We start from the raw sequence: 23,027 nt of genomic DNA on the forward strand, positions 1-23,027 counted from the left end.
CGGGTGACCACCCTCAGCGTTAGATTCAGACCCGAAATATTTCATCAGCAAGCTACAACAAGTCGACGAGCTCGGCCGACATAAATTCGCGCATCCCGATGGCCCCCGAAACCAAACCGAAGTACCGAGATGTAAGTTCGGGCGAATTGGCAATGGCATGCAGCATGCGCAACCGGGACTTCGTCGGTTGAAGCTTCGCCAGGGCGAGAGTACTCATGTACGGCTCCTCTAGAACAGCTCCTGTCGACAGTGCAAAGTGCACCATCGCCTCATCTACTGCGACCGAGTTCCCGACATCCACCCCGGAAATAGAATCGGTGAGCAGGTCGGCTTGAATCAGCGCATTGGTGATGCCGCGGGCGCTGATCGAGTCAAGGTGGTGAGCCGCATCCCCCGTCAATGCCCAGCCCGGACCGTGCGATTTACGGAAATAGTTGCGTTGGTCCCCCGTACCCCACCACCGATCCACTCGGTCGAGTGCCATAATTTGTTCGTATAAATCCGGCGCTGTCGATTCGATCGCGGACAAGTACGCCCTCTGCGGGTCCCGCCGAACGACCGAGAATTCGCTCTGCGGCAGGTAAGCTGCCACAATTGTCAGGTCGTCATGTGTTGGAATACGGGCTATCCAGCGGCCGACTCGCTCATGGAATCCGAATCCTGTTCGCAAGCCTTGCCAGAAGGTGTAGTACACGCAGCTTGCTATGGGTGCCGATCGGAGGATCGGTGCCTGAACAAGTTCCGCGACCTTTGATCGCATACCGTCGGCCCCAATAACCAATCGAGCAGACACCGATGTGGTCGAATTTCCACTCCGGAGGCGAACTCCGGCGACGCGTTCGTCGTGCCAAATCAATTCTAGGACCGACGTCCGATCCGAGAACTCCGCGCCCGCTGACACGGCAGCTCGAATGAGTAGATCGTCGAGTATGTACCGCCGTGGTGCGTAAGCGGCATTAACACCGTCCTTCGCCGGGGTAGCAGCGATCAGACTCAGTCCATCCACATCGTGACTAATAGTGCCCAAAGGCGGACAACCGGAGGCCACAACATCATCGAGCATCCCCCACTGTGCGAGTCTCACGACCCCAGGGTGCTGGATATACAACGTGGACATGGTGTCCGCCGGAAAGGAGGCCCTATCGACCAGCAGAACACTTCGCCCCTGTCTGGCTAACAGCAGTGCCACCGAAGCGCCGGCACATCGCGCCCCAACAACAACAACGTCGTAATCCATTACCAACCTTCTGGCTTTCTCTGGCGATGACACCGACTTGGTCACGTTCGCCGGTCGGCTCTTTTGCCGGATTTTGGTCCGGAAGCAATCCCCCGGAATCCCAACTTCATTCCGAAGGTAGAACGATTGACCTGCTCGACGAGTCGGAATGGCGGCGGACAAGGTGCGTGAGAGCAGTAGCACAATTTATAAACTCCGCTTGCATCCGTAAACCGATGAACAGACCAGGCCGAAATGGCTGAGCCGGTGCGAAATTGAAGGTTTACAAATGGCGGGCACGGAATGCTCTTTTGGCGCAAAAGGCTCCCGGGCCGTGGGTTCCGTCGGTGCGTCCGACATGTCCCCATCAGAAGTTGTTGTAGTCACCATGGCTGTACTCCCGCATGAACGAAGCTAGTTCTTTGCCTCGCCCGGCGTGGTTCGCGCTGAAGTGGTCCGCCACCCGTCGCCTGGTCTCGAGGTTCTGCTCCTGGCTGAGCTTGAACATGCCATCCGCCGATTCCACCTCAAAACTGAATGCACCCACAGCCGGACCGATCCTTCGGTAGTGGTCCAGCGAACTGTCCATCTCCCACCCGCTGCCGAATTTCTGCTCGTACGTACTGACTGTCAATTGAACGACCTTGAGCGTCTCCTCGAAATCGGCAACAGGTTGCAGCTTTCCTCGGAGATGTACCGAGACGTAGTTCCAGGTCGGTGCTACAGAATCGCGTTGGTAGACACTTGGGGTGACATACCCATGAGGCCCGGTGAAAATAAGTTGGGCATCCGCACCGTCGACGAGCGAGTCCCAGTGGGGATTGGCCCGGTTCATGTGCCCAAACAGTGTCGATCCTTCTAAGTCCTCGCTCTCTGAAGGGGCGCAGGGAGCACAGATGACTGGCAAATGGGTGGCGTACGGGGCCTTGGGGCCGTTTGAGATCAGAGCCGCAAAAGGGTACTGCGCAACCACGCGGCGCAGCCATGTCCGATCACTTGCCTTGTAGATCCGGGGGACGTACATGGTCATCTCCTGAGAATGGATTGGGCGATTTCACCGGATCTGACTGCAGTGTTGGACAGGAGACCAGCAGAAAGTCCATGGCTGTGTTCGGTACTGGCACCGTGCACATAGATACCGGCGCGCACCGCATCCGACGTCGTCACTCGGTAGTCGCGTCCCACGCTGAGCCGTCCCTGCTCGTCGTGCTTACATTCGCGCATCAGGCCCTGGAGTAGCGGTGCCGGGTCACTTGGCCGGTAGCCGGTGGCGTAGACGATCACGTCTGCTTCGATGGTATGGGTCAGACCGGTGGCCGAGGATGTGACCTCGACCCGTACGCCGTCTGTGTCCTCGTCGACGGATGTGACGCGCGAGGTGTTGATCATCCGTAACCGCTGTTTGCCCAGGACCTTCTCCTGGTAGCTCTTGAGATACAGCGACTGTGAAATATCGAGATCGACCACTGAGTAATTGGTGTTGGCGTGGTATTCGAGGAGCCTCTGCTTCTCGTCGGTCGGAGCGGAGAAGAACCGGTCAACTCCCTCCGGATCGAAAATTCCATTCGCATACGGGCTGTCATCGGCGACGCTGTAGCCGTAGCGGGACAGGACGGTGTGCACATTGGCGCGAGGGAAAGTCCGATGAAGGTAGTCAGCAACTTCGGCGGCACTTTGGCCAGAGCCCACGACGACAAAATTTTGAGGGACGTATGTAACTGCGGCTGCTCTGCCCAGCAGTTGGGAGCTGTGCCAGATCCGCTCAGATCTGTTGACACCATCGGGAAGTCGAGGCGTCAAACCCATTCCGATCACGATGTTCCGCGCCCGCTGAACAACGTCATCTGGGCCGACTACATCGACGTACTCCACCACGCCATTCTCGACTACTGGTCGGATGTCTTTGATCTCGGACCCGTACGAGACGTTTGACTGAAATTGGCTAGCTGCCCACTCCAGGTAGTCATGAAACTCCACCCGCAGTGGGTAGAGAGTTTTGCTGTTGATGAACTCAGCAATTCTCTCTTTCTCTCGGAGGTAGGACACAAACGTATACCGACTCATCGGATTGCGCATGGTGGCAAGGTCTTTGAGAAAAGAGACCTGCATGGTCGCATCCTCCATGAGCATCCCACGGTGCCAGCCGAAACGAGGCTGGAGCTCGTAGAACTTCATGCTGAACTTTGCCGGCACCGGTCCGGGCTGGATGGACTCTTGAAGAGCTATCGCGAGAGCGAGGTTGGAGGGTCCAAAACCGACCCCAACAACGTCCGCGACGGACGAGCCTGACTGTGCTCCCATCGAGCTACGACCTAATTTCGTTGTGGTAGGCATCGGCTGGGATGCCCTCAACCGAATTGGTCGTTCCCGGCCGCATAGTTGGTCCGACATTAGTTGTCTGGCTGCGGTTTTCGGCCTGAGCAATGGCGAGTGACTTGGGGCGCAAATCGGTCCAGTGGGTGTCGACGTACTCCAGACAAGCAGTCCGCTTGGCCTCGCCGAACACTCTTGACCAACCGGCCGGGACGTCGATAAAGACCGGCCAGAGAGAGTGCTGCCCCTCCTCGTTGGTGAGAACGAAATAGCTGCCGTCTTCATCGTCGAACGGATTGCTCATGGTCCTCGCTTACTCGGAGAGTTGCAGTACGCCTGCTGTGCATTTCGGTACCAGTCGAGTCTGCCTAGCAGCGAATACGTTGGTCCCCTTTGTGGCACGAAGGGAGTAGGTAATACCTCAGAAAACTACAACTTTGGATGTAGTTTTAGCGAAGACAAGTCCGGGCAGAAACCTTCGTGCACTGCGACAGCTAGGCTCCGGCTGTGTCAGATGGGTGGTCGTATCGGTGTGAGTCGGTCAAGCACGGCACACAGGTAGGTCGTCCTGGGGGCGCGTCGAGTCCCGCAAGAAATGCATGGTTGTGCTTCGTGGAGGCCAGACCGCAGGTCCAAGGTGTCTATCTGCTTCGATTCGCGGTTGGAATTGCCGGCGTATCAGCGACTGCAGGGCCTGTCGGTGTCGGACAATTAGCGGCCGGCGCGTTGACCTGGTGGGCCGTCGTGATATCGACGTACTTGTTCAATGGTGTGACTGACGTCCTTGAGGATGTGGCAAACGCGTCGCAGCGACCGATTGCGCGGGGGGAACTGGCAGTCCGTACAGCCCGGTGGGTCAGCGTGGCTACGGCGATCACAGCCCTGCTGATGGCTGCAGTTGCGGGGCGCGAGATGTGGTGCTGGACCTTCGCCTTCCTGACGCTTGGGTGGGTGTACTCGGCACCGCCACTGGCTGCCAAGCGTTGGAGTTTGTCTTCTTCTGTAGTGATATTCGGCCTCGGCTGGGCAAGTTATGCTGCCGGAGCGGCCGCCGGCGGCGGAGGATTTGGGCGTACGGAACAAGTCTTCTGCGCATCGATGGCAACATGGATGGCGTTGGTGGGAGCGGTCGTGAAGGACCTATCCGATGCCCACGGGGACGCCATTGGTGGGAGGCGCACTCTGGCAGCGCAACGTGGACTCAGCTCTGCACGGCGGCTGGCCATATTCGGAACGACTGTCGTTGGAGTATGCGCACCGATCGCCTCACTGCTATGGGCACCGCTCGCACTGTTCGGAACATTGCCGTTGACTGCTGGAGCTCTCTGGGTGATGGCGCTATGCGCGCGGGCGAACGACTATGACCTGAAGGCACGGCGCTGCGGGTACCGCGCTTTCATGGCCACCCAGTACGCAGCAAACCTCGCGATGCTCGGCACCCTCCTGGTGCGCGCGGTATGAAATTGCGGGCCGCTAGATGCGGCTGCCGAATAGCCTGTGCAACGCGTCCATACGGGACGACGCCCCAAGTTTCAGATAGGCGTTGGACAGATGCCGCTTGACTGTGAGCTCTGAAATATTCAGAGTGCGAGCGATCTGCCGGTTGGTCATCGCGAACGCCACAGCCTCCAAGACTTCAAGCTCCCGGTTGGTCAAAGATGCGTCTGACGCGGCCTCAAGCACTCGAAGTTGCCTGTCCCTCAAATGGCCTCGGGTCTCCTCGTAGCTGAGCATGCCCGTGTGAAGGCGGCCACCGGCAGCAAGGCGAAAAGCGGCGTTGATGCGTCTCCAGACCCCAGGTCGGTGTGTCAAGGGTGCCTCTTTGGCGGCCAGCTCTATTGCAGGCTCAAGGGATGACCACAGAATCTCCACAGCTCGCACGGACTCCGAAGCCGGTATTGCCTGTAGGGCTCGATGCGAGCCGAGCAACCGGGTGTACTCGTCTGGAATCGCCGACCGAGTAGTCGAAGACGTGGGAAGGCCTAATGCATCTACGCACTCGTTGAGGATTGCCAGTGCTTGGCGGCGGCACTGTGACCACACCCCCGGATTGATCCCGAGGGGACTATTCTCGCGTAGCAAAGTGGTTCTGTACGCCGTCACTACCTCTGGAATCGCGGCCCGTAGCGACGCCGCAGCCATTGCGTAAGGCATATGTTCCCCGAACTCCTGTTCCCTAGCCCAGGATACAAGACCATATGGTCCGTTGCCGTGCAATAGCGAGCCATGGATGCGTTGAGGGTTCGACCTACTGTTTCGTGTAGATGAATGTCAGGCTTCGTGAAGGTCTTGACGTCACCGGGTGGGTAGGCGGAGCAGAGCGGTCACTGCTTCCGGAGCAGAATCTATCGTGTTGGCCAATCGTTGCTGTACTGCTCAGAGACCGTCTCGTGGTCACGATAGAGCTGTTTACGTTTGCGCTTCGAGAGGCGGTCGCCGAAAACGATACCGTTGATGTGATCGGTTTCGTGTTGGAAACAACGCCCGAGCGTGCCGCCTGCGTTGAGTTCGATCTGGTTACCGTACTGGTCCTGTCCTCGACAGATAGAGAACTCTGGCCGTGCGAGGTCGGTGTATGCGCCGGGGAGGGACAAGCATCCTTCACCGAAATCGATGAGGTGTCGATCGTTTCCTTCGGCGAGTTCGACTACCGGATTGCAGACGACACCAGTTCGCCGTGTCCCGGTCTCGTCACTGCAATCGTAGATGAACACCGCAAGGTCGATGCCTACCTGCTGAGCGGCGAGGCCGGCACCGTCCGCAGCAGTATTGGTCGCGAACATATCGGCAAGCAGACTTTGCAGATCAGGACCGAAGTCGGTCACCGGTCGAGCCGATGTGTGCAGGACAGGGTCGCCCCATCGGACGATTGGTCGAGCATTGCCGAGGCGCAGAAGTTCAGAGACAGGCATGACTCGTATGCTCCACCCTGGCTACGTTAGAAGCAACCGATGAGGTTTGTTTTGGGCGCGTATCACGTTTTGTGGCCGTCATCATGGTGCGGAGTGGCTCGACGAGAGCATCCGATCGCGCAGGGCCCATGACAAGTGACCGTCTCTATTCCGATTCTTCGCCGGTGTCGATGGCTCCGTCGATGGGTCCGGTCTGGGGGTCTTCGGCTTGGACGGCGCGAAAGTCGGCGCGCGGCATGATGTCTGGATGAAATTGCCATGGTGCGCGGCGTTCTCGTCGGTGTGGTGGCGGTGAGGCCTTTTCGGTGGGCATGTCTGTTTGTTCCTTTCGCTGATGGTCAGTCCGTGTCGATGTCTTCGAGTTGCACGACGAGCCTTTCCCTGACCCTCTGACCTGGTCGCTCGTAGGGGACGAAGTGCGAGTTGACGACTCGGTAGCGGGTGCCCCGTGGGAGGAGGTGGCTCGTGTCGTCGCCCTTGTCCGATGCTCCGAGGTACAGCCCTCGTGTTGTTTGGATCTCGAATACGGCGTCCGTCGGATGGCTGTGTGCGTCGAGTTCGTGGATCGAGTGGCGGGCGCCGGTGAAGCGGTCGAAAGCTATGACCGAGCCGGGTGAGAGGGTCTCGGGTAGCTCGGATGGATGGATGACGGCGTGGGGCAAGCTCACAACGGTGTAGACCAGGTGTCCACGTCCGGACTCACGCTCGTATCGCTGGATTGCGCGGTCGACTCTCTGGATGTGGCGGCGCTGGTCGTCGTCGAGCCGAACTGCATCACCGTTGACATCGGACAATGCGTCGTTGGTGCGTTTCCAATTTTCTGGATCTCCGATCAGTGTGCTCATCGCACGGTGCTGGGCTCGGGGAACGCTCTGCTCGACAGTCCTTTTGGTGGCTGATCGCGCATTGCGCTGGCGGGCGCTGAGGCTTCGACGGAGTTCGATCGCGGCCGGCAGCGAACGTCTTTTTCGTTCGTTCGTGATCGGCGCGGCGGTGTTGCGGGGGAAGGCGCGTTCGAGGTCGCGGCGCGCGCGTGTCAGACCGGGCAGTCCTTCGATGTCGGTATCGAGGCCGCGGGCATGCTCGCGATTCGCGGCTCGGTCGGCGAAGGATGCGTGCGGGAGCACCACCCCTTGCTTCTTCTCCAGCTCTCCGCTGGATCCTCGATCGGGGTCGAACGCGCCCCCGTCTGGGGTGACGCGGTTACGACTACGGCGCGCGGAGGACATCGGACCTCACCCGGAGGGGGTCTTGCGGTCCCGGATACAGAGTCGGTACTGCGGCCCCGCGGGGGGCGGCGGTACCGACTCGACCTGCAGCGCCGCCGAAGTATTCGACAGCGCTGCAGCAAGTGCACGCTCGGCGGACGCCTCCACCGAGCAGTGCGACAGCTTGGGTCATCGTCCCGGCCGGCCGGGCAGGTCGGTTCCGGTTCCTATCGTCCATGCGACATCGACGACGTCGGACAGGGTCCGGCTCAGGTGGCCACAACTCGTGCATACGCCGGGCAGCTTCTGTGAAATCAGATCGAAGAAGTGCTCGTCGCACGCGAGGTGGGCCATGAGCTGTCCGCCGGCGCAGCAATCTTTCATGGCCACCGCCCACCATGCGCCCCGCGGTCCCGCTCCCCCGTCCCTGGGTTCCAGCGCGCAGACGTCGCAGGCCAGCTCGATATGGGTGATCGCGTCGGTTCGGTCGGTGCTCATCGCACAGCCCCCTCTGGTTGTCGACGGGATGTCATGTCAGCTCGCCATGGCGTCGTGCTCGCCGTGCTCGTTGTGGTGATCACTCCGGTGTTCCTCCGACGCCGGTGCGGCATGGTTCTGCTGCCCACTGTCGTGCCCGTGGGGTTCGCCGCCGGTGGCGGCGGTTTCTGCCGGCGGGGTCTGCGTGGGTTCTTTCTTGCTGGTGGCCGGTTTTGCGACTCCCTTCAGTGATGGCCGGACGTAGCCGCCCTTCTTCAGTTGGGCGGTGGTGAAGCCTGCAGCTTTGGCGGCGTCGTAGGCCACGATGAATTCGGCGGTCGAGTCGACATGTTCGGCCTGCGCTTTGGCGACTGCTTCGGCCTTCTGCCGGCTGTTCTCGGCTGCTTCGACAAGGTTGCGCATTGCGGTGAACTGCGGGCCGAGGATCTCGCGGGTGGTTGCATCGGCCTGGTCGGCGGTCTTGGGCATGAGATTCCTTCTTTCATGTTGTGTGCGAGGGACTTTCATTTCCTCTTGGGGAGGAGATTTGTGTGGCCGATCGTGTGGTCAGTTCGCCGGTTCGGTCTCGCCCGCAGTTGTCACCGCGGTGTTGCCGAGACCGCAGAGTTGCGTGGCCGCGACAGCATCACCGCGGGTGATGGGCAAGGCGTATGTCTGCGCCACACGAAGATATTTCGCCGCAAATGCACATGCGAGGTCGTCGTTGCTCGGATGCCACTGAGAAAGCCCACGTTGGGCTCGATGTTCAACTGCCTGCGCGCTGGCGACGATGATGTTGGTCTGTACGTCGCTGACAAAGCGTTGCTGCTGTTCGGGTGCCCATGCAGCAGCACCCAACGCCCACGCCGCGTCCAGCGGGTAGACGTAATCGCTTGCTGCAGCATCTTTCTCAGATGCTGCATCGAATTCGACGGTGACACCGGTGTATGGATCATTCAACACGCCCTGTGCCACAACGCAATTGTCCGTTCCGGCAGCGAATGTGACGGCCTCGAGCTCCGCTGCCAATGCGATGTTCCTGGTGTCGCATCCGTGATCGCTGCCTGGCGGCCGCACGAGAAGTTCCGCCAAGCGCTGACCGTCGGGCCACCTGGCCGTGCTGTCGATATCGTCGACGACGGGCAGGGCGTCGAGAAGGCTCGCAACGGTGATGACGTCGTGGAAGACCTGGGGTGGTGGTGGCGCAGTGTCGGCCTCGTGGTGATCCGTCGTGATCACCACGGCAGCCGCGGCCGCCACAGCGACCATCACGGCTGCGGCAATGGCTGTCCATGCGGTCTGATGTGTCTTCGCCATGATGGCAATCACCTCTTCGGGAGCTGTCGAGTTCGGGGAGGGAAGAAAAAGCAGGACGCAACTGCGCGCAGGCGGATCAGGATGCGACGAGAGTGAGCGCGGTGCCGAGTGCGAGGTACGGGCCCAGCGCGATATGCGACCGTGCAGGCTCGGATCTGATCGCTCGAAGGACCCGCACGACTATCACTCCGACGAAAGCCGTCAGGATCGAGAACACCAGCGCCGCACCGAGGGATGTCCAGCCGACGTAGCCTAGGACCATCGCGAGCGAGACCACCAGTCGCGCATCGCCGATACCGATTCCGCCGCGCAGAAGCACTGCAAGCGCGAAGAACAATATGCCGGCGGCCAGGCCGGCCAGAAGGGCGCGACCGACCGCGCCCCAGGTGCCGTGAACGACACCGGTGAGCAAGATCATTGCTGCAGTTCCGCTGGCGGCCAGATACGCAAGAGCAGTCGGAATCCGTTGCACGCGTTGGTCGATCCACGCAATCCAGGGCACTACCAGAGCCAAGAACAGCATTGCCGCCGGCGGCGCACTCGTCGGAGTACTGACGAAAGCGGAGATGACGCCCCACACGACACCGGAGACGATGACGGGAATTTTCGTCCCCAGCGCCGCCTCGTCGACGGAGATCTCGACCCGTGCACACACCGCGATGACGGTGGTCCGCAGCGCGGCCGACAGAGCTACCCCGACGATCACTGCTATCGCGACAATCGAGACGCGGCCGACAGTCGCAGCAGTTGATGCCTGAGTGCTGGCCCAGGATGCCGACGACGCCTCGATCAAGGCCCATAGGACGCCTGCCGCCAGAGCGACCACGACACTTCTGACGTAGTCGCTACGCAACATCGGCTTCTCGTTCACCATCGGAGCGAGCGGCGTGCACGGCCATCCGGGCACGGTAGCGGACCTTCTTTTTCACCGCTGAGTCGAGATCGATTCCGAGTACGTCGGCCAGGTGCTCGGTTGACCACCGCCGACGGAGCGAAATTCCTACGATCTCGGCTTGCTCTGCAAGAGTGAGCGGCAGTCTCCATTCGCCGCACAGGCGACGGTAGACGGCCGCCTCGTCCACGCCGCGGATGCCTCGGGGCGAATGTGGACGTGCTCGGGGGTCGTCGATTTCGTCATCGTCCCAAGCAAGAGGCGTCGCCCATCCCTGCTCACGGGCTGCATTCCGGACCTGCTCGTCGGGGCCGGGTGTCATGGAGATCTGGTCGTAGACGTCGTTGATGACGGACCAGAGTTCACTGGGGACAACTTGATCCGATGGCAACGTCGAAAGCTTGGGCACCGACAGCCCGGTCAGTTCGGACAGCGCTTGCACCGAGTAGCCCATCGCGACGAGGGCCCGGATCCGTCGCTGAGCTCCGACACCTAAGGTCATCGCCCGTCCCCGGGTGGGGTGGAAGGTGACGTCGAGAATAGCTTTCGAGATGCTTGCGGTGGTCTCGAAGCATTTGTGGTTGGCGACTGTCTCCACATCACTGAGGCTGAGCTTCGTGAGATCGAGGATCATTTGGTCGGGCATACCGCCGAGCCGCAACGACAGCAGGTGGCGGCGGGCGGGTCCGGAGGGTACCGACGAGGCACTCCCGCGGCGGGATGTTCTGTTAGATCCCGCCGCGGGAGTGGAGCGACGTCGCGCACGCGCAGCGTCACTGCCGTCGCTCGTCGGGCCGAAGGAACCACCCCTCGACGTCGTCGAGCGACTCCATGAACCGGTATTCCGGTCAGGATTCATTGTATTGCTATCGGGCACTGCATCACACAGTGCGGGGGAAAGATTGTTTTGCGTACGCGAAACCACGTCGACGTCAGTCATGGTGCATCCCTTTTCAGTTGATGCGGTTGGTCAGACCGCACATCAGATGTTGGGGACACTACCTCGCGGGAGTGCATCGCGTCCAGACCGTCGGGTCGTTTTTCTTCGGTGATGAGAGTTCCTCGGTCGTACAGTCCGCCTGCCGCGACGCCGGTATAGCTATCTGCCTCGGCTCTTGTGCGGCATGCGACGAAGGCCGCGAGCGGGCAGGTCTCGCACGATTCGAGGAGATGCGCTGCAGCGACGGTTGCTTTCCGGCGCCGTTCGAGACGTGGGATCCGTGACTGCAGCAGCTCTGCGACCGCCGTTTCGCGGGCGGCCCAGTTGCTGTCTCGGACACACTGACCGAGCGGCATCGTGAACGATTCTCTGCTCGCGATCGCGCGTAGTTCTGCGCGGCGACCACTGGTGGCTTTCGTTCTCATCCCCGGTCTCCTCGGTGCAGTCGAGCCTGTCGGGCTGAGTAGGCCGAGCGGCCGGCGCTGATCGCGACGGCACCGAGGGCGACGACGACGGCGAGAGCGATGATCAGTCGTCGACCGTCGAGCCCGGCACCGTCCGATGCTGGGATCTGCACCATCGGGGATGCCTCGCTGGCGATCAGAATGGAGTGCTCGACCAGCCAGGCGATTGCCGTCGACCACCACAGGCCTGCGGATCCGAGAGCCATGGTGGCTGCGAGTGGGGCGATCCAGATCAGCGCCATCTGATCGTCGTCGGAGAGGGCTTTGCTGTTGTTGCCGTGTTGGGACATGTGGTTGTTCCTCTTCTGATCGTGTGTGTCGCAGAGTGATTCAGGTGGCGAGGGCAAGGGGGCGACGAACTTGAACAGTCGCGTCGAGAGGAATGTCGAGCACCCCCTCGTCGTCGCCGTCGCCACGCCAGGTCAGCCCGACCATGTCGTCACCCGACTCGTCTCCGTAGATGTCGGGTTCGTTGTCGACGACGACCCAGATCCCGGCGTCCTCGTCGAGGAGAACTAGGTCGCCGGCAACGAGGTCGACCGGAGCAGTGTCTTCGGATTCGCCGTAGCCCTCCCAGTCGTCGACGTCGGTACCGGCGTCGGGGACCACCTGCAGGTGCGGGCGGTCCTTGTGCATCGGAGAGCCCGGGACGCCGGACACGGCTTTTTCTTTCGGCGTCTGCGCGTCGGGCTTGGGCTGGCGAACGGTGGGGGTGTCGAGATTGAGCATTGCCATCGGCGACGATGCGCGACGAGCTGAATCACTGTCCGCGCGCGTCTTTCGCCTGGCGACGGGATCGAGATTGGGATGGTCCGACGCGCGCGCCCAGGGCGCGCCGGAGACGTGATGGAAACGGATCTCTTCGTCGCCGTCCACGGTGCCGCCGGGATCCGGGTCGAGGATCACCAACCGCTCGTGCCGCACTTCGAGAGGACGCAGGCGGTCCAGCACCGCTGCGTCGTCGGCCCCGGGCTCAGTCTTGCGGGGGTCGGGAGTGAAGTAGGTCTGAATTTCGACCGCTTGGTTGTGGTCGTTGACACTGGTCGCCCGCCCACGACATCCGCGCGGGATACCGACTCCAGTGGTTGCCGATTCCCACATCATCAACGCGCCCTGCGGACTCAGACGGCCCATCGATACGCGCTGGCGAAAGTTGTCTCGCATGTCGCCGCCGAAGTACTCGGCATCGGGTCGCTGCGTTCCCAGCACCATGTGGCACTTCGCTGTGCGGCCTTTTCGTCCGATCGACGCCACTTCCTGGAGGGTCTTCGGCTTGGTGGGATCACCCTTACCTTTGATGCTCGAGTACCAGTTGAGCAGGTTGCCTCGGAAGTCGGCGTACTCGTCGATGAACAGAACGACGGGCTCAAAGTCGGCCTCGGTAGCTTCTCCGTTGACGATCAGCGAGTACCGGGTTTCCATGAGATTCCAGAACCGATAGATGACCGCGACCTGGTGCTCCATGTGGCTGGCGACGATCTGTACATTCGGCCAGTCCTGGAAGCCCAAGAACTCGACCCCTTTTCCGTCGACGACCCATACCGGCCAACCGTGCGCGGTGAGCTGTGTCAGCAGGGTGTGTGCGGTGACGGTCTTTCCGGTTCCGGATGCACCGACGAGCATGAAGTGTGGGTCGATCGCCGGCCGCCACACCATGGGGTTGCCGTCCTCGTCCTCGCCGTACGAAATCGCGACCGAGTCGTAGTCGGAGTGCGCGAGGTCGCCGAGATCGGTCGTGGATTCCGCGTCGCCGAGGCCGGCCGGGTTGTAGAGCTTCTTCGGAAAGGTCGGGCGCACCTCGAAACGCACCCAGTCCGTTTCGAGGTTCCAGCGAGCACGCCACCGACCGGGCAGATTGACGCTCACTACTCGTTGTACTCGGGCCCGATAGCCCTCGGACTCGAGTCGATGTCCGACCTCATGGGTGGCTTCGACAGCTACAAGATCCCCGGTGCTCGGGTCCGTCTCGTGTCTGGTGATCTTTCCGGTCGGCCCTAGCAGCGCGAGAATCGTGCGCGTGGCTTTGACGAGTTCGGGCGAGACATGCGTCTCGGAGACGGACCGTGTGTCCGGGACGAGAACGAGACGGCGTTTGCGTGTGTTGTGCTTCTGGATCCGGTACCGGCCCCAGCTCTGCTGGGAGAGCAATTCGACGACGCGGGGCTCCCACTGTTCGTCGAGAAGGAGCGCGGCCGACTGGTAGCGGACGGTGATTCTGCCCGGACGGCCGGGCCACTGGCCGCTCCACCGAGTCGCCGTCAGGACATCACGGGTCGGCGGTGACGCGGTCAGCCGGCAGAGCTGCTCGATCGCACGATCGGTCTCTTCGGCTCGGATCGTGGCGCGATAGCCGTTGTAGCTGACGGCCGCGCCCGCGCCGACGCCGAGTGCTGCTCCACCCCATGCGATCGCTGTGTCGAGGTTCAGGATCGGGCCCAGTGCTGCCGACACGACTCCACCGGCAACGTAGAGCACACAGTTGCGGATCCACGGATTGTTCTGGGGGTCGAGCGAGGGTGCATCACGTAGCGACCGGTATCCGTCGAGGGGTGCCTGAGTCGGGTTGGGTAGCGCGCACATCATGCATCCCGGGTGATCGTGATCAGGATCCCGTCACCGGAAGTTGGGCGCATCGTTGCGGTCAAGGCCACGCTGCGTCGGCCGACTTCGTTGTTGAGATGGGTCGGGTTGTAGTCGAGGGTGAAACGGCACGCGGCGTGAGGCTGGCAGTGCGCAGCGCGGAGAGCCGCATCGACAAGTCTGATCAATCGTTCGTCTTCGGTGTCGACGAGCAGGTTGCTCGAATTCCACTCGACGACGAGCGACCAGACCTCGTCGGTGGTTGCGAGGGTCACGATCCGGTTGGTGGGATCGTCGAGCCTGAGGGTCTCGATCCGAGCGAAGTTCGGCAGCGCTCCTCGATCGATGACAGGACTCAGGGGGCCGGCCGTAGATCGACTGCTCCTCGAACGTGCCCTCGCTACGTGTAGTCGTGTCGGTGCGCTCATGGGGACTCCCTGTCTCGTCGTGCCTTCTCGAGAACAGGTAGATCCAGGTGCGTCGACTTCTGTGACAGCCGCGGTGAATCTTTTTCCGACAACCTTTCATCTCGCGCTGCAGCGCATGCGTTCATGGCCCCATCAGTGGCGCACCGATCGGTCACCAGTGCTCTATCGGTGAGGGTGCGATTGGGGACGGGCAAGTCGCGTTCCGTGTTGCGACTGACCGTCGCGGGAACAGCTATGTGCGCTCGACACCCCTTGACATGGGGGGTACGCTGCAAACGGCGATGCGAAGCGAGTAAGGCTTGCAGCGACCTTCCCACATCCGGGGCATATAACCACCAATTCGCGGCAGCATCGGCGCCTCATCAACTGCTCATCGGATGCGGTTCGATTCCTCTCTTACGCACCCTCGGGCAACGTCCATCCGCCAACCCCAGCGTCGGCGTGACTGCCACGAGATTCGGTATACGCAAGCCACCCCGACCGGCCTGGGGTGGGGCTCCTCCTCGCGGATCCGCGAGCTAAGGGCCGACGGAAGCCGGTTGTCACGTAGCGCGACAGGGCTATGAACGGCGGCACCGATCACGGGAAATAGTGCGTTCCATGTTGCCTGTACAGGGCGATCGGTTCAGTGGCCGGCGACCCTCTCCGGGTCATGTGCGGCGAGGGTCAGAAATCGAGAGTGTCCACACTCCACCCGGCTGCGGTCGGCACTGCCGATACCCACACGGTCGTGGTGGAGTCGACGGGGACCGTGGCATCCGAGGTGACGGCCGATTGCGTTATCTCCGCGACTCGATAGATGCGCTCGGCGGTATCTGCCGGGCATCCGGAGCAGCCGATCGAGACGGTTGCGGTGATTTCGGCGTCTTCTTTCTTCCACTGTTCCCACTGGGCACCGGGGCCTCGCTCGGTCGTTGCAGGGGTGGAGAGTTTTGCAGCGAGGTTGTCGGTGAACCATCGGCGGGCGCGTAGAAACGCGTCGGTCGAGCTCGTGTCGGTGCTGGGGTACCAGGTGAAGGCGGTCGTCAGTGCTTGACGGATTGCGGTCTCCGCGTCTGTGGCGGCGCTGCTGATCGGAGCGGGTACAGCGGTTGTCTCGGTTGGCTGTGTGTTGATTTCGGGTAGCGACGGCGCGGTTGGCGCGCTCGTTGTCTCCGGTGCCGATTCCGGCTCATCGGTGGCGGGTGAGCTGCAGGACCAGGCGATGGTCACCACGGCTACAACGACGAGGAGGACGGCTATAAGACGTCGGCCGGCAAGGGACATCAGATCCTCCGGGCTTTCATTCCAGCCATGAGTGGAGCTTGTTTGACGACGTCTCCGGTGGTGGGGGCGTGGATCATCTGACCGCCGCCGATGTAGATACCGACGTGCCCAGGGCCGTTCGCCTCGAATGATCCGAAGACGAGATCACCGGGCATCGCTTGATCGATCGGGATCTCCGAACCCACTCCCCATTGGGCCTCGGATGTGCGGGGCAGGGTGATGTGCTTGCCCGCGAAGTAGGCGAAACTGGTCAGTCCTGAGCAGTCGAATCCTCCTCGGGAGGGGCCGTTGATATCTCCGCCGCCCCAGACGTAGGGGGTTCCGAGGTACTGGCGTGCAGCCTCGACGACATTGTCTCCGTCAGCTCCGGTCGGCACGAACCGGCCTGTGGAACCTTCGGATGTGTACTGCGCTTGGCCGGCCAGAATCTTCGCCACATAGGGCTGTGTTTGTGTGGTGTAGTCACCGCCGGATGGCATTCCACCGGCTGCGAGCACCGCGGCGGGGCCCGCGTTGTAGGCGGCAATCGTCAGTGCAGTTGGGTCGCCCTTCACTTTTCTCGCGGCGATGGCTGCGGTGATATCTCCGTTGATGGCGCACATGAAGTGGGCTTGTGAGATCACTGCATCTCCGATGGAGTTCGGGTCGGCTCGCCCGTCTCCGTCGTAATCCTTGCCCCACGTTGCCCAGGTTCCCGGCATGAATTGTGCGGGCCCCAACGCTCCGGTGCTCGATACCGGAGCGGACGGGCCGTAGCGGAAACCGTTCTCGGCGGAGAGTTGGGATGCGATCAGGGGAGCACCCACGCCTGGGCACACGGCTCCTGCTTTGCGGATCCACGGCTCGAACTCCGGCGGCACGGATCCGGTTCGGAGATCTCCGCCGGCCGTGCCGAAGCCACAATCGACAGCGGTACCGGCGCCGGTCGGTGAATCAGCGCCGGACGATTGGGGGCTTCCCGCCTGACCGAGTTTGCTCATCGGGTCGATAGCGGTTCCGCCCTGTAAACGGCCGCCTTCCCAGTACTCGAAGTGCAGATGTGGTCCGGTGGAGCCGCCGGCGTTGCCGATGTCGGCGATGTGGTCGCCGACCTTGACCTGTTGTCCCTCCTTGACGAGGACGCCGTTGGGATACATGTGCCCGTACACGGTGGAGACCGGTTTTCCGTCGACGATCGAGTCGAGGACGATCCACATTCCGAAGCCTTGAGCGGGTCCGGCTTTGACCACAGTGCCGTCGAGGGCTGCGTAGATCGGGGTGCCGATCGGGCCCGCGAAGTCGACGCCTTGGTGCATCGTGCCCCACCGCTGCCCGAAGGGGGACGTCATCGTGGTCGTGCCATCGCGGGTCGGCTTGCCGATGGGACCGGACGGGGTCAACGGCGATGCATCATCACCACCGGTACCGGACGAGACCGTGGGGGCACAACCGCTGGAACCTGACGATGTGACGAGTACGACGACCATCAATGGAATGACGACGAGTACACCGAGAGCGGCGATACCGACCGCCAGGGCGAGTTTCCACCATCGACGTGGCGCTTTCGAGTTCGGCGACACCGCTGTCTCAGGCGGGGCCACCAAGGTCATCGCCGTGCGCCTGACGCAGCTCGATGGAGGATTTCCGTCGGATTCGTGGTGGCACCTGGTTGGACGGTCGGTCGGGCACGACGCGGAGCACTCGACGGCCGCGTGGACCGGTCGGGAAGCAGAAGCGGCGAGCCCTCATCGGTGGAGTACTCACGGAATCGTCCGCCTCCAGGGCCGGTCACCGTGGCGCGGCTGGCCCGAACTTCTCGGTTTCCTGGAGTCGACAGTGCGGGAGCGGTGGCCACCGGCCGCTTGATACCGGGTGCGTTCGTTGTCTTGTCGCCGTGAGAGCGGACCGCCGATCGGTCTCCGACGGGGCTGGAGACCGGAGTGTGGGAGTGACCGGAGCCGACGACCGACTGCGTCGGGGGAAGGTCGATGTTGATCGGTTTGCGAAGGCTGGGGTGGGTTTCGGAAGCATTGGTGGTGTCGGTGGCCGCCTGGGTAGCTTTGGCGTCGCTCCGTCGACCGACGACCTTCTTGACGCCCGCGGTTGCAATCTTCCCGGCCGAGTAGACCACGGCAGCAGTTCCAAGTGTGGCTGCGCTGCTGGCGGCTGCCGTCCCGTCGACGAGAGCTTTACTCGCCTTGGCGGTTCGGGCCGTTGCATGGCTGGCTGTCTTGGCCAGTCCCTTTCCACCTTGATAGGCCTGGCGGGCCACTTGTCCGGCGTAGGCAGCTTGGGCGAGGGGGCTGGTCGGTGTCTTGGTCGATATCGCGGTGGGCGCGGCTCCTGGTCTGCTTCCGAGCTTGCGTGCGAGGGCGTCGGAAGCTTTGCGTAGTCCTTTCACTGCGCGGCGGTAGAGAATGATGCCCGCGATCAGAACGATGTCGGTCAGGATGAATTTCATCATCAGCGGAGAGTCGCCGTCTCCTCTGAACAACTGTCCGATCACGATCATGTATCCGACGAGGAACACCACCGCGAAGATAACGATGACCATCGACATCAGCACCGCGGCGAGGGTTTTCCACAATGCTCCGCGGCCGGATCCGGGCAGAATTCCAACGACGGTCACCACAATTCCCTTGACGGCCGATGCGAGGGCGGTGAGTACCGCGAGGATGAGGGTGAACGCCAGAATTGTGGCGAATCCGAGCAGGATGACACCGGCCAGTAGCATCGCGACCCCGGACCCGACCTGTCCCGGTCCGGGGTGATCGGCGAAGTCCTTCATCTGTTTTGCGCCTTCGCCGCCGCAGCCTTTGATGTTGTCTTTGAGGGTGTCTCGTGTGTTGCCGTCTGCTTTTTCGTGGCCGGCGTCCCAGGCTTGAGTGCAACGTTCTCCGTCGGGCGAGCCGTCGATGACTCGGCCGAAGTTCAGCAGTTGGGTGGGTTGCCTGATGAACGTGTCGGCCATCTGTTCCGAGATCTGGTCGATGAGTTCGTCGGAACTCGACGTCGTGTCTCCCTTGTTGGCCAGGCCTGCCGCAAGCTGCACGCCGGCGTCGCGCGCCTGCATGATCAGGCCGTCTTGTCCTGCGACCCGTTCGACTGGATTGGACAGGATCCCCACTGCCGCAGCGGCGATCGCTGCTGCCATCAGGAGTTCGTACACTCCCGTCGTCCACCGTCCGCGAATGACCCACCACGCTCCGATGCCTGCAGCAGCGGTGAGAAGAAGGCCCGTGAGCTGGAACTGATCGGTGACCGTTTGCATGGCATCGCCGATCGAACGGAACGGCGCAGTCAACAATTCGAGCCACTCGAACCGCAAGGCGTAGGTGACGAACCAAATCGCGAAGCCGGTCACCCCGCGGTACACCTCGTACTCGAGCATGATGAAGGTGGAGAACACGGTGTACATCGGGTGCCCGACCGAGCCTTCGTCGATGGACATGAAGTAGTCCCAGACCAGAATTCCGTGAGAGTCACGGACTTCCATCCAGCTGAATGTGCTGTTGGTGGGCAGGGTTTCACCCGGGTCGGCATGAGCCGGTGACGCCAGGGCGATCGCCAGCAGACCGATCATGTGCCAGACAGCGACACCTGTGACGATCGCGCGGCGGATTCGAGATGCCACTACCCACTTGAAGACAGGGCCGAGGAAGCGAGCGAGAACACTGCACCACGACCGCGGGATCCACGACCACAGCACGAGCTCGAGAACCATCTTGACGCCGCCGCCAATCGAACCTGGCCGGCGCACAACTCGTTTCGACATCACCATGTCGCCAACTCCGCAGCGCGCTCGGTAGTCGATTCTTTCGGAGTCGTACTCGCCGCTTGGTATCTCGCTTCCGATGCCGGAAGTAAGACCTTGATGCGGCCGACGTTGCCGGCGGGATCGCGCATGTAGCCCTCTCCGCGGCGATGCGGTGCGACGTATCCGTCTTTGCCTTCGACGGGCGATGTGTTCTCCATCAGCTCTTTGAGCAGTCCGAGATCGTCTTCCCCGACGCCGAGCCACTTCAACGATTTTTGCGCTAGTCGTCGATCCGTCTGCCGGAACACGAGCCGGGTGGGGATGAGCCCTCGCAGCGTCTCGGAGCCGAAGTCTGCTTCGGGGTCGTGCGATCCGAGCATCACCGCGGCGTCGTGTTTGCGGCCGTCTCGAATGAAGTCGATGATGATCTCGACACCTTCGCTCGAGCGCGTCAGGTGATGGCATTCGTCGAGCAGGAAGACCGCGAGGGTGTTGGGGTCCGCGAAGCAAATGCCGCGGGCGATCTGCGCGATGAGGGTGTACATCATTCGCCCTACCCGCTTCTGGAGCGACATCTGCTTGAACAGATGCTCGTTCTCCACTTCTCGCTCCGAGGGCAATTCCAGTGTGTGAGTGCGGAAGACGATGGCTCCTGCGCGTGGATTGAACGGCTCTAGGTCCGGCCGAAACAGCGCTGCTGCATAGGATTTGGTCGCGTAGACCTTCAACTTTCCGGCAAGCTCGGCAGCTCCGTCGAGGGTGCAGTCCTTCTCGAGGTGCGAAACCAGGCCTGGGGTAGTGAAATTGCCGAAGCGAGCGCGGTATTCCGGCTCGAGCACTTGAGACAGCAGTACCCCCAAACGGTCGTCGGGCTGAAGTTGCAACAGCGGCAACAGAATAGACACCGCAACTTCCCCTCCTCGTGCGGGCGAGAACAGCCGAAGAGGGTCCATCGTGACGTCCGGTGCTGCGGTATCGACGACCACCGCGTCGGTGATCGCTTCGGCCCACAGTGCGTATTCGCCCAGAGGGGTCCGGTCGACCACGATGACTTGGCCGCCGCGGTCGACGACCTGGTTACCGGTTGTTTTCAAGTAGCCGGACTTGCCTGATCCCAAGTTGCCACACACTCCCACCGAACCCGAAACGTCACGTGACGCTTTCTTGGCGATGTCGTGGTGCACGACGCCAGTGCGGGCCGAGGAAATGTTGAGTGCGATCAGCGGGCCGTCTCCGTCGCCGAGATCGTTGCGGGTGACCGGTACGTACGCGGCGAAATGTTCGGATGTGGTGATCTGCGCGAACTCGTTGCAGATCGCCGGCGTCGGCACGCCGGGTGTCATTGCCCAGAACAGCTCCTCCTGGAATCCGATCGGTGACTGCAACCTGTAGGTCGAACCCTCGAACTCCTTCGCCAGCTCGCGCTGATATGCGATGGCCGTCTCTTCGTCCGCGGCGGCGACACAGAAGACGGTGGTGGATTGCACTTCCATCTCCATTGCGTCCGCCTCCAGAAGCGCGTTGTATTCCGCGAGGGCGACGGCAGCGTCGTCGAGGACGCTGCCGGTGCTCAATTCGTCTTCTCGCTGGGTGTATTGATCGTTCATCTGCACCAAGGCGCGGCGGTTCTTCTTCAGAACCTCCGATGCAGCGGAGTTCTTGAACCGAATTGCCCAGTCGACATCGACGCCGCCCAGGTTGTCCGCGAGGGTCAGGTACTCCGAGCCTGGAAACAGCGTGCCGCCCGAAGGAGTGGCGGCGAGCACCAGGAAGCACTGATAGCTGGCCGGCGGTGGCGTTACCTCCCACGGCTGGTCGACTTTGAGCACACGCGACAAGGTCGGCGCCTTGGCCCGCCAGCCCGATTCGGGGCGATCGCTTTGAGCCCCTTCGTCGAGCCGCGCGGCAGTGAAGGATCCTCGAGCAGTGCCTGCCGGATGATCTAGAGCGGTGGGCATGTCGGTATCGAGGCCGAGGCCGCGCTGCAGAGCATGTTGGTGCAGCCACACCATCTGGGAGGGGGTTGCGGGGGTCGCATCGTAGAAGGCAGGGATGGCCGCGGCGATCTGCGCGGCCTGAGCTGCGCGGCGTTCTCTCTCCTCGACGGGAATCGACGAGGGCGGCATCCCCAGCAGATCGGCCACCGAGGACCATGCGGCGGACGTTGCGGCCTTGACGGTGTCACCGAAGCCGTGGTTGGCCAGGGGGATGGACAGCCAGTAGATTCGCTGGCCGGGTCGGATCTCCTCCAGGCGGTCGATCGTGGCGTCGCATTCGTCTGCCCACGCGGGATGGAGATCGAGATCGACACCCCGTTCCATGCGCTCGACGATGGTCATTGGGTCCAGACTGACCGCGACACTGAGCAGGAGAGATTCGCCAGGAAGAGCGCGCAGCAACATCTTGTGCATCGCCCGCGCGGTCTGTCGGTCTTCGATCGGCCGGTACCCGTACGGGATTCCGGTCAGGACGTAGTCCGCCCAGACGACTCCGGAGCGGGTCCAGCGCAAGTTCGAGGTGACGAGCCGGTTCGGTTGTTGCATTACGCCTTCTCTCGGGTCGGGGTGGGGGCCGCTGCAGCCATGGCAAGCAGCTGCTGAACGCTGCTCGCCGGTGCCAGGTTGGCGACGCCGAACGCTTCGGCCAGGGCTGGACTCTGCGAGCGCTGGCGTTCGCCGTCCGATCGCGGCCGGGCTGGCGCTGGTGCGATCTTTCGCTCCGGCCGCGGTTGGGTCAGAGGTCTGAATGCTGGTGCGGCCGGCGCTGCGTTGTCGTCGAGCTCCACCGGTGCCGCGGCGTTCTCTACTCGATCGCTGGATGCTCTGATGACTGCTGGTTCACTGATAGCAGCGTCGTGGCTTGGCGGGGTGTCGAGGATGATCACCGACCCCAGTACCGCGTGAGGGCGTTTGATCCGGATCGGCTCGCCATTGATCCTCGACGGTGACATCGCCCCGGTAGCCGCGCGCCCGACACCCCGGACTACTGAGATCGGATTCCGTGCTCCCTGCGGCAGCCTCCCCAACGCCCACAGGGTGCCGCCGGTGACACCGAGGAAGATGACACCGTTGGTGATGACACTGCCCTGCGCCCACAGCGACTGGGTCAGCCACAGCAGTCCGCCTGCAATACCCGCGCCGACGAACTGGGTCAGGGTGTAGGGGCCACCGGGGATCTTTCGGCCGTCTGGCGCTTTGCCGATCAGCTGCGGAAAATTGCGCGCTTTGGTGAACATCTTGACCACGCTCCGCGAGGAGGCCTGCTGTTCGGTCATGGTC

The 23,027-nt window shown here is 62.2% G+C and carries 23 protein-coding genes; 1 reads left to right on the top strand and 22 read right to left on the bottom strand.

The genetic code is table 11. The features are described from left to right. Positions 1 to 52: 52 nt before the first annotated feature. The 4 genes from CH290_RS28270 to CH290_RS28285 form a co-directional block, all read right to left on the bottom strand. Complete coding sequence (locus CH290_RS28270; protein WP_015586168.1) at positions 53 to 1,237, bottom strand: NAD(P)/FAD-dependent oxidoreductase; 1,185 nt, start codon at positions 1,235 to 1,237, stop codon at positions 53 to 55. A 346-nt stretch (positions 1,238 to 1,583) separates the two neighbouring features. Next, positions 1,584 to 2,246, bottom strand: coding sequence for an FMN-binding negative transcriptional regulator (locus tag CH290_RS28275; RefSeq protein WP_202902192.1), 663 nt, complete (start codon positions 2,244 to 2,246; stop codon positions 1,584 to 1,586). Then, entirely contained in the window at positions 2,243 to 3,550 is a 1,308-nt protein-coding gene (locus CH290_RS28280) for a lysine N(6)-hydroxylase/L-ornithine N(5)-oxygenase family protein (RefSeq protein ID WP_441344164.1), read from the bottom strand. Before CH290_RS28280 ends, CH290_RS28275 begins: the two co-directional genes overlap by 4 nt. Continuing rightward, a complete protein-coding gene (locus CH290_RS28285) occupies positions 3,522 to 3,833 on the bottom strand; it encodes an MbtH family protein (protein WP_015586165.1) in 312 nt (103 codons plus the stop codon). The genes CH290_RS28280 and CH290_RS28285 overlap by 29 nt, the downstream gene beginning before the upstream one ends. A 308-nt stretch (positions 3,834 to 4,141) precedes the next feature. Between CH290_RS28285 and CH290_RS28290 the strand changes: the two genes are divergently transcribed. Next, positions 4,142 to 4,990, top strand: coding sequence for a UbiA family prenyltransferase (locus CH290_RS28290; RefSeq protein ID WP_015586164.1), 849 nt, complete (start codon positions 4,142 to 4,144; stop codon positions 4,988 to 4,990). 12 nt (positions 4,991 to 5,002) lie between these two features. Here the strand turns inward: CH290_RS28290 and CH290_RS31075 are convergent, their stop codons facing one another. From CH290_RS31075 to CH290_RS28375, 18 genes are all read right to left on the bottom strand, one after another. Beyond that, on the bottom strand, positions 5,003 to 5,683 hold the full coding sequence (locus tag CH290_RS31075) for a helix-turn-helix transcriptional regulator (protein WP_015586163.1): 681 nt from the start codon (positions 5,681 to 5,683) through the stop codon (positions 5,003 to 5,005). A 191-nt stretch (positions 5,684 to 5,874) separates the two neighbouring features. Next, positions 5,875 to 6,441: a peptide deformylase gene (def, locus tag CH290_RS28300; RefSeq protein ID WP_015586162.1), complete on the bottom strand. Its 567-nt coding sequence runs from the start codon at positions 6,439 to 6,441 to the stop codon at positions 5,875 to 5,877. Positions 6,442 to 6,586: 145 nt separating this feature from the next. Further along, on the bottom strand, positions 6,587 to 6,754 hold the full coding sequence (locus CH290_RS30465; RefSeq protein ID WP_155289036.1) for a hypothetical protein: 168 nt from the start codon (positions 6,752 to 6,754) through the stop codon (positions 6,587 to 6,589). 25 nt (positions 6,755 to 6,779) lie between these two features. Then, positions 6,780 to 7,670, bottom strand: a complete 891-nt coding sequence (locus CH290_RS28305) for a hypothetical protein (RefSeq protein ID WP_015586160.1) — start codon at positions 7,668 to 7,670, stop codon at positions 6,780 to 6,782. A 168-nt stretch (positions 7,671 to 7,838) separates the two neighbouring features. Beyond that, the gene (locus tag CH290_RS28310) at positions 7,839 to 8,147 is read right to left on the bottom strand and encodes a hypothetical protein (protein ID WP_015586159.1); all 309 of its coding nucleotides are present in this window, start codon (positions 8,145 to 8,147) and stop codon (positions 7,839 to 7,841) included. Between the two features lie 36 nt (positions 8,148 to 8,183). After that, on the bottom strand, positions 8,184 to 8,615 hold the full coding sequence (locus CH290_RS28315) for a hypothetical protein (RefSeq protein WP_015586158.1): 432 nt from the start codon (positions 8,613 to 8,615) through the stop codon (positions 8,184 to 8,186). 78 nt (positions 8,616 to 8,693) lie between these two features. Then, a complete protein-coding gene (locus tag CH290_RS28320; protein ID WP_015586157.1) occupies positions 8,694 to 9,443 on the bottom strand; it encodes a hypothetical protein in 750 nt (249 codons plus the stop codon). Between the two features lie 76 nt (positions 9,444 to 9,519). Then, positions 9,520 to 10,299 (bottom strand): A24 family peptidase, encoded by a 780-nt coding sequence (locus CH290_RS28325; protein WP_015586156.1) that lies wholly within the window; start codon positions 10,297 to 10,299, stop codon positions 9,520 to 9,522. Further along, positions 10,289 to 10,969, bottom strand: coding sequence for a hypothetical protein (locus tag CH290_RS28330; protein ID WP_052049379.1), 681 nt, complete (start codon positions 10,967 to 10,969; stop codon positions 10,289 to 10,291). Before CH290_RS28330 ends, CH290_RS28325 begins: the two co-directional genes overlap by 11 nt. Positions 10,970 to 11,271: 302 nt before the next feature. Further along, positions 11,272 to 11,700, bottom strand: a complete 429-nt coding sequence (locus tag CH290_RS28335) for a hypothetical protein (RefSeq protein WP_015586154.1) — start codon at positions 11,698 to 11,700, stop codon at positions 11,272 to 11,274. Beyond that, entirely contained in the window at positions 11,697 to 12,029 is a 333-nt protein-coding gene (locus CH290_RS28340; protein WP_015586153.1) for a hypothetical protein, read from the bottom strand. Before CH290_RS28340 ends, CH290_RS28335 begins: the two co-directional genes overlap by 4 nt. A gap of 40 nt (positions 12,030 to 12,069) precedes the next feature. After that, positions 12,070 to 14,322, bottom strand: coding sequence for an FtsK/SpoIIIE domain-containing protein (locus CH290_RS28345; protein WP_015586152.1), 2,253 nt, complete (start codon positions 14,320 to 14,322; stop codon positions 12,070 to 12,072). Beyond that, the gene (locus CH290_RS28350; RefSeq protein WP_015586151.1) at positions 14,319 to 14,747 is read right to left on the bottom strand and encodes a hypothetical protein; all 429 of its coding nucleotides are present in this window, start codon (positions 14,745 to 14,747) and stop codon (positions 14,319 to 14,321) included. The genes CH290_RS28345 and CH290_RS28350 overlap by 4 nt, the downstream gene beginning before the upstream one ends. A gap of 666 nt (positions 14,748 to 15,413) precedes the next feature. Next, entirely contained in the window at positions 15,414 to 16,013 is a 600-nt protein-coding gene (locus CH290_RS30875) for a hypothetical protein (RefSeq protein ID WP_015586149.1), read from the bottom strand. Then, on the bottom strand, positions 16,013 to 17,479 hold the full coding sequence (locus tag CH290_RS28360) for a peptidoglycan DD-metalloendopeptidase family protein (protein WP_072692242.1): 1,467 nt from the start codon (positions 17,477 to 17,479) through the stop codon (positions 16,013 to 16,015). Before CH290_RS28360 ends, CH290_RS30875 begins: the two co-directional genes overlap by 1 nt. Positions 17,480 to 17,598: 119 nt before the next feature. After that, positions 17,599 to 19,716: a hypothetical protein gene (locus CH290_RS28365; RefSeq protein ID WP_141214634.1), complete on the bottom strand. Its 2,118-nt coding sequence runs from the start codon at positions 19,714 to 19,716 to the stop codon at positions 17,599 to 17,601. A gap of 50 nt (positions 19,717 to 19,766) precedes the next feature. Then, positions 19,767 to 22,292, bottom strand: coding sequence for an ATP-binding protein (locus tag CH290_RS28370; RefSeq protein ID WP_015586146.1), 2,526 nt, complete (start codon positions 22,290 to 22,292; stop codon positions 19,767 to 19,769). Further along, on the bottom strand, positions 22,292 to 23,023 hold the full coding sequence (locus CH290_RS28375) for a hypothetical protein (protein ID WP_015586145.1): 732 nt from the start codon (positions 23,021 to 23,023) through the stop codon (positions 22,292 to 22,294). Before CH290_RS28375 ends, CH290_RS28370 begins: the two co-directional genes overlap by 1 nt. Between the last annotated feature and the right edge of the window lie 4 nt (positions 23,024 to 23,027).

This window comes from Rhodococcus sp. 06-156-4 (genome assembly GCF_002259345.1).
Lineage (GTDB): Bacteria > Actinomycetota > Actinomycetes > Mycobacteriales > Mycobacteriaceae > Rhodococcoides > Rhodococcoides fascians_E.

What these genes read in the sequence shown, in the direction of transcription:
- CH290_RS28270 (WP_015586168.1), bottom strand. Translation starts at nt 1,237, where the DNA reads ATGGATTACGACGTTGTTGTTGTTGGGGCGCGATGTGCCGGCGCTTCG.
- CH290_RS28275 (WP_202902192.1), bottom strand. Translation starts at nt 2,246, where the DNA reads ATGACCATGTACGTCCCCCGGATCTACAAGGCAAGTGATCGGACATGG.
- CH290_RS28280 (WP_441344164.1), bottom strand. Translation starts at nt 3,550, where the DNA reads ATGCCTACCACAACGAAATTAGGTCGTAGCTCGATGGGAGCACAGTCA.
- CH290_RS28285 (WP_015586165.1), bottom strand. Translation starts at nt 3,833, where the DNA reads ATGAGCAATCCGTTCGACGATGAAGACGGCAGCTATTTCGTTCTCACC.
- CH290_RS31075 (WP_015586163.1), bottom strand. Translation starts at nt 5,683, where the DNA reads ATGCCTTACGCAATGGCTGCGGCGTCGCTACGGGCCGCGATTCCAGAG.
- def (WP_015586162.1), bottom strand. Translation starts at nt 6,441, where the DNA reads ATGCCTGTCTCTGAACTTCTGCGCCTCGGCAATGCTCGACCAATCGTC.
- CH290_RS30465 (WP_155289036.1), bottom strand. Translation starts at nt 6,754, where the DNA reads ATGCCCACCGAAAAGGCCTCACCGCCACCACACCGACGAGAACGCCGC.
- CH290_RS28305 (WP_015586160.1), bottom strand. Translation starts at nt 7,670, where the DNA reads ATGTCCTCCGCGCGCCGTAGTCGTAACCGCGTCACCCCAGACGGGGGC.
- CH290_RS28310 (WP_015586159.1), bottom strand. Translation starts at nt 8,147, where the DNA reads ATGAGCACCGACCGAACCGACGCGATCACCCATATCGAGCTGGCCTGC.
- CH290_RS28315 (WP_015586158.1), bottom strand. Translation starts at nt 8,615, where the DNA reads ATGCCCAAGACCGCCGACCAGGCCGATGCAACCACCCGCGAGATCCTC.
- CH290_RS28320 (WP_015586157.1), bottom strand. Translation starts at nt 9,443, where the DNA reads ATGGCGAAGACACATCAGACCGCATGGACAGCCATTGCCGCAGCCGTG.
- CH290_RS28325 (WP_015586156.1), bottom strand. Translation starts at nt 10,299, where the DNA reads ATGTTGCGTAGCGACTACGTCAGAAGTGTCGTGGTCGCTCTGGCGGCA.
- CH290_RS28330 (WP_052049379.1), bottom strand. Translation starts at nt 10,969, where the DNA reads ATGATCCTCGATCTCACGAAGCTCAGCCTCAGTGATGTGGAGACAGTC.
- CH290_RS28335 (WP_015586154.1), bottom strand. Translation starts at nt 11,700, where the DNA reads ATGAGAACGAAAGCCACCAGTGGTCGCCGCGCAGAACTACGCGCGATC.
- CH290_RS28340 (WP_015586153.1), bottom strand. Translation starts at nt 12,029, where the DNA reads ATGTCCCAACACGGCAACAACAGCAAAGCCCTCTCCGACGACGATCAG.
- CH290_RS28345 (WP_015586152.1), bottom strand. Translation starts at nt 14,322, where the DNA reads ATGATGTGCGCGCTACCCAACCCGACTCAGGCACCCCTCGACGGATAC.
- CH290_RS28350 (WP_015586151.1), bottom strand. Translation starts at nt 14,747, where the DNA reads ATGAGCGCACCGACACGACTACACGTAGCGAGGGCACGTTCGAGGAGC.
- CH290_RS30875 (WP_015586149.1), bottom strand. Translation starts at nt 16,013, where the DNA reads ATGTCCCTTGCCGGCCGACGTCTTATAGCCGTCCTCCTCGTCGTTGTA.
- CH290_RS28360 (WP_072692242.1), bottom strand. Translation starts at nt 17,479, where the DNA reads ATGGTCGTCGTACTCGTCACATCGTCAGGTTCCAGCGGTTGTGCCCCC.
- CH290_RS28365 (WP_141214634.1), bottom strand. Translation starts at nt 19,716, where the DNA reads ATGGTTCTCGAGCTCGTGCTGTGGTCGTGGATCCCGCGGTCGTGGTGC.
- CH290_RS28370 (WP_015586146.1), bottom strand. Translation starts at nt 22,292, where the DNA reads ATGCAACAACCGAACCGGCTCGTCACCTCGAACTTGCGCTGGACCCGC.
- CH290_RS28375 (WP_015586145.1), bottom strand. Translation starts at nt 23,023, where the DNA reads ATGACCGAACAGCAGGCCTCCTCGCGGAGCGTGGTCAAGATGTTCACC.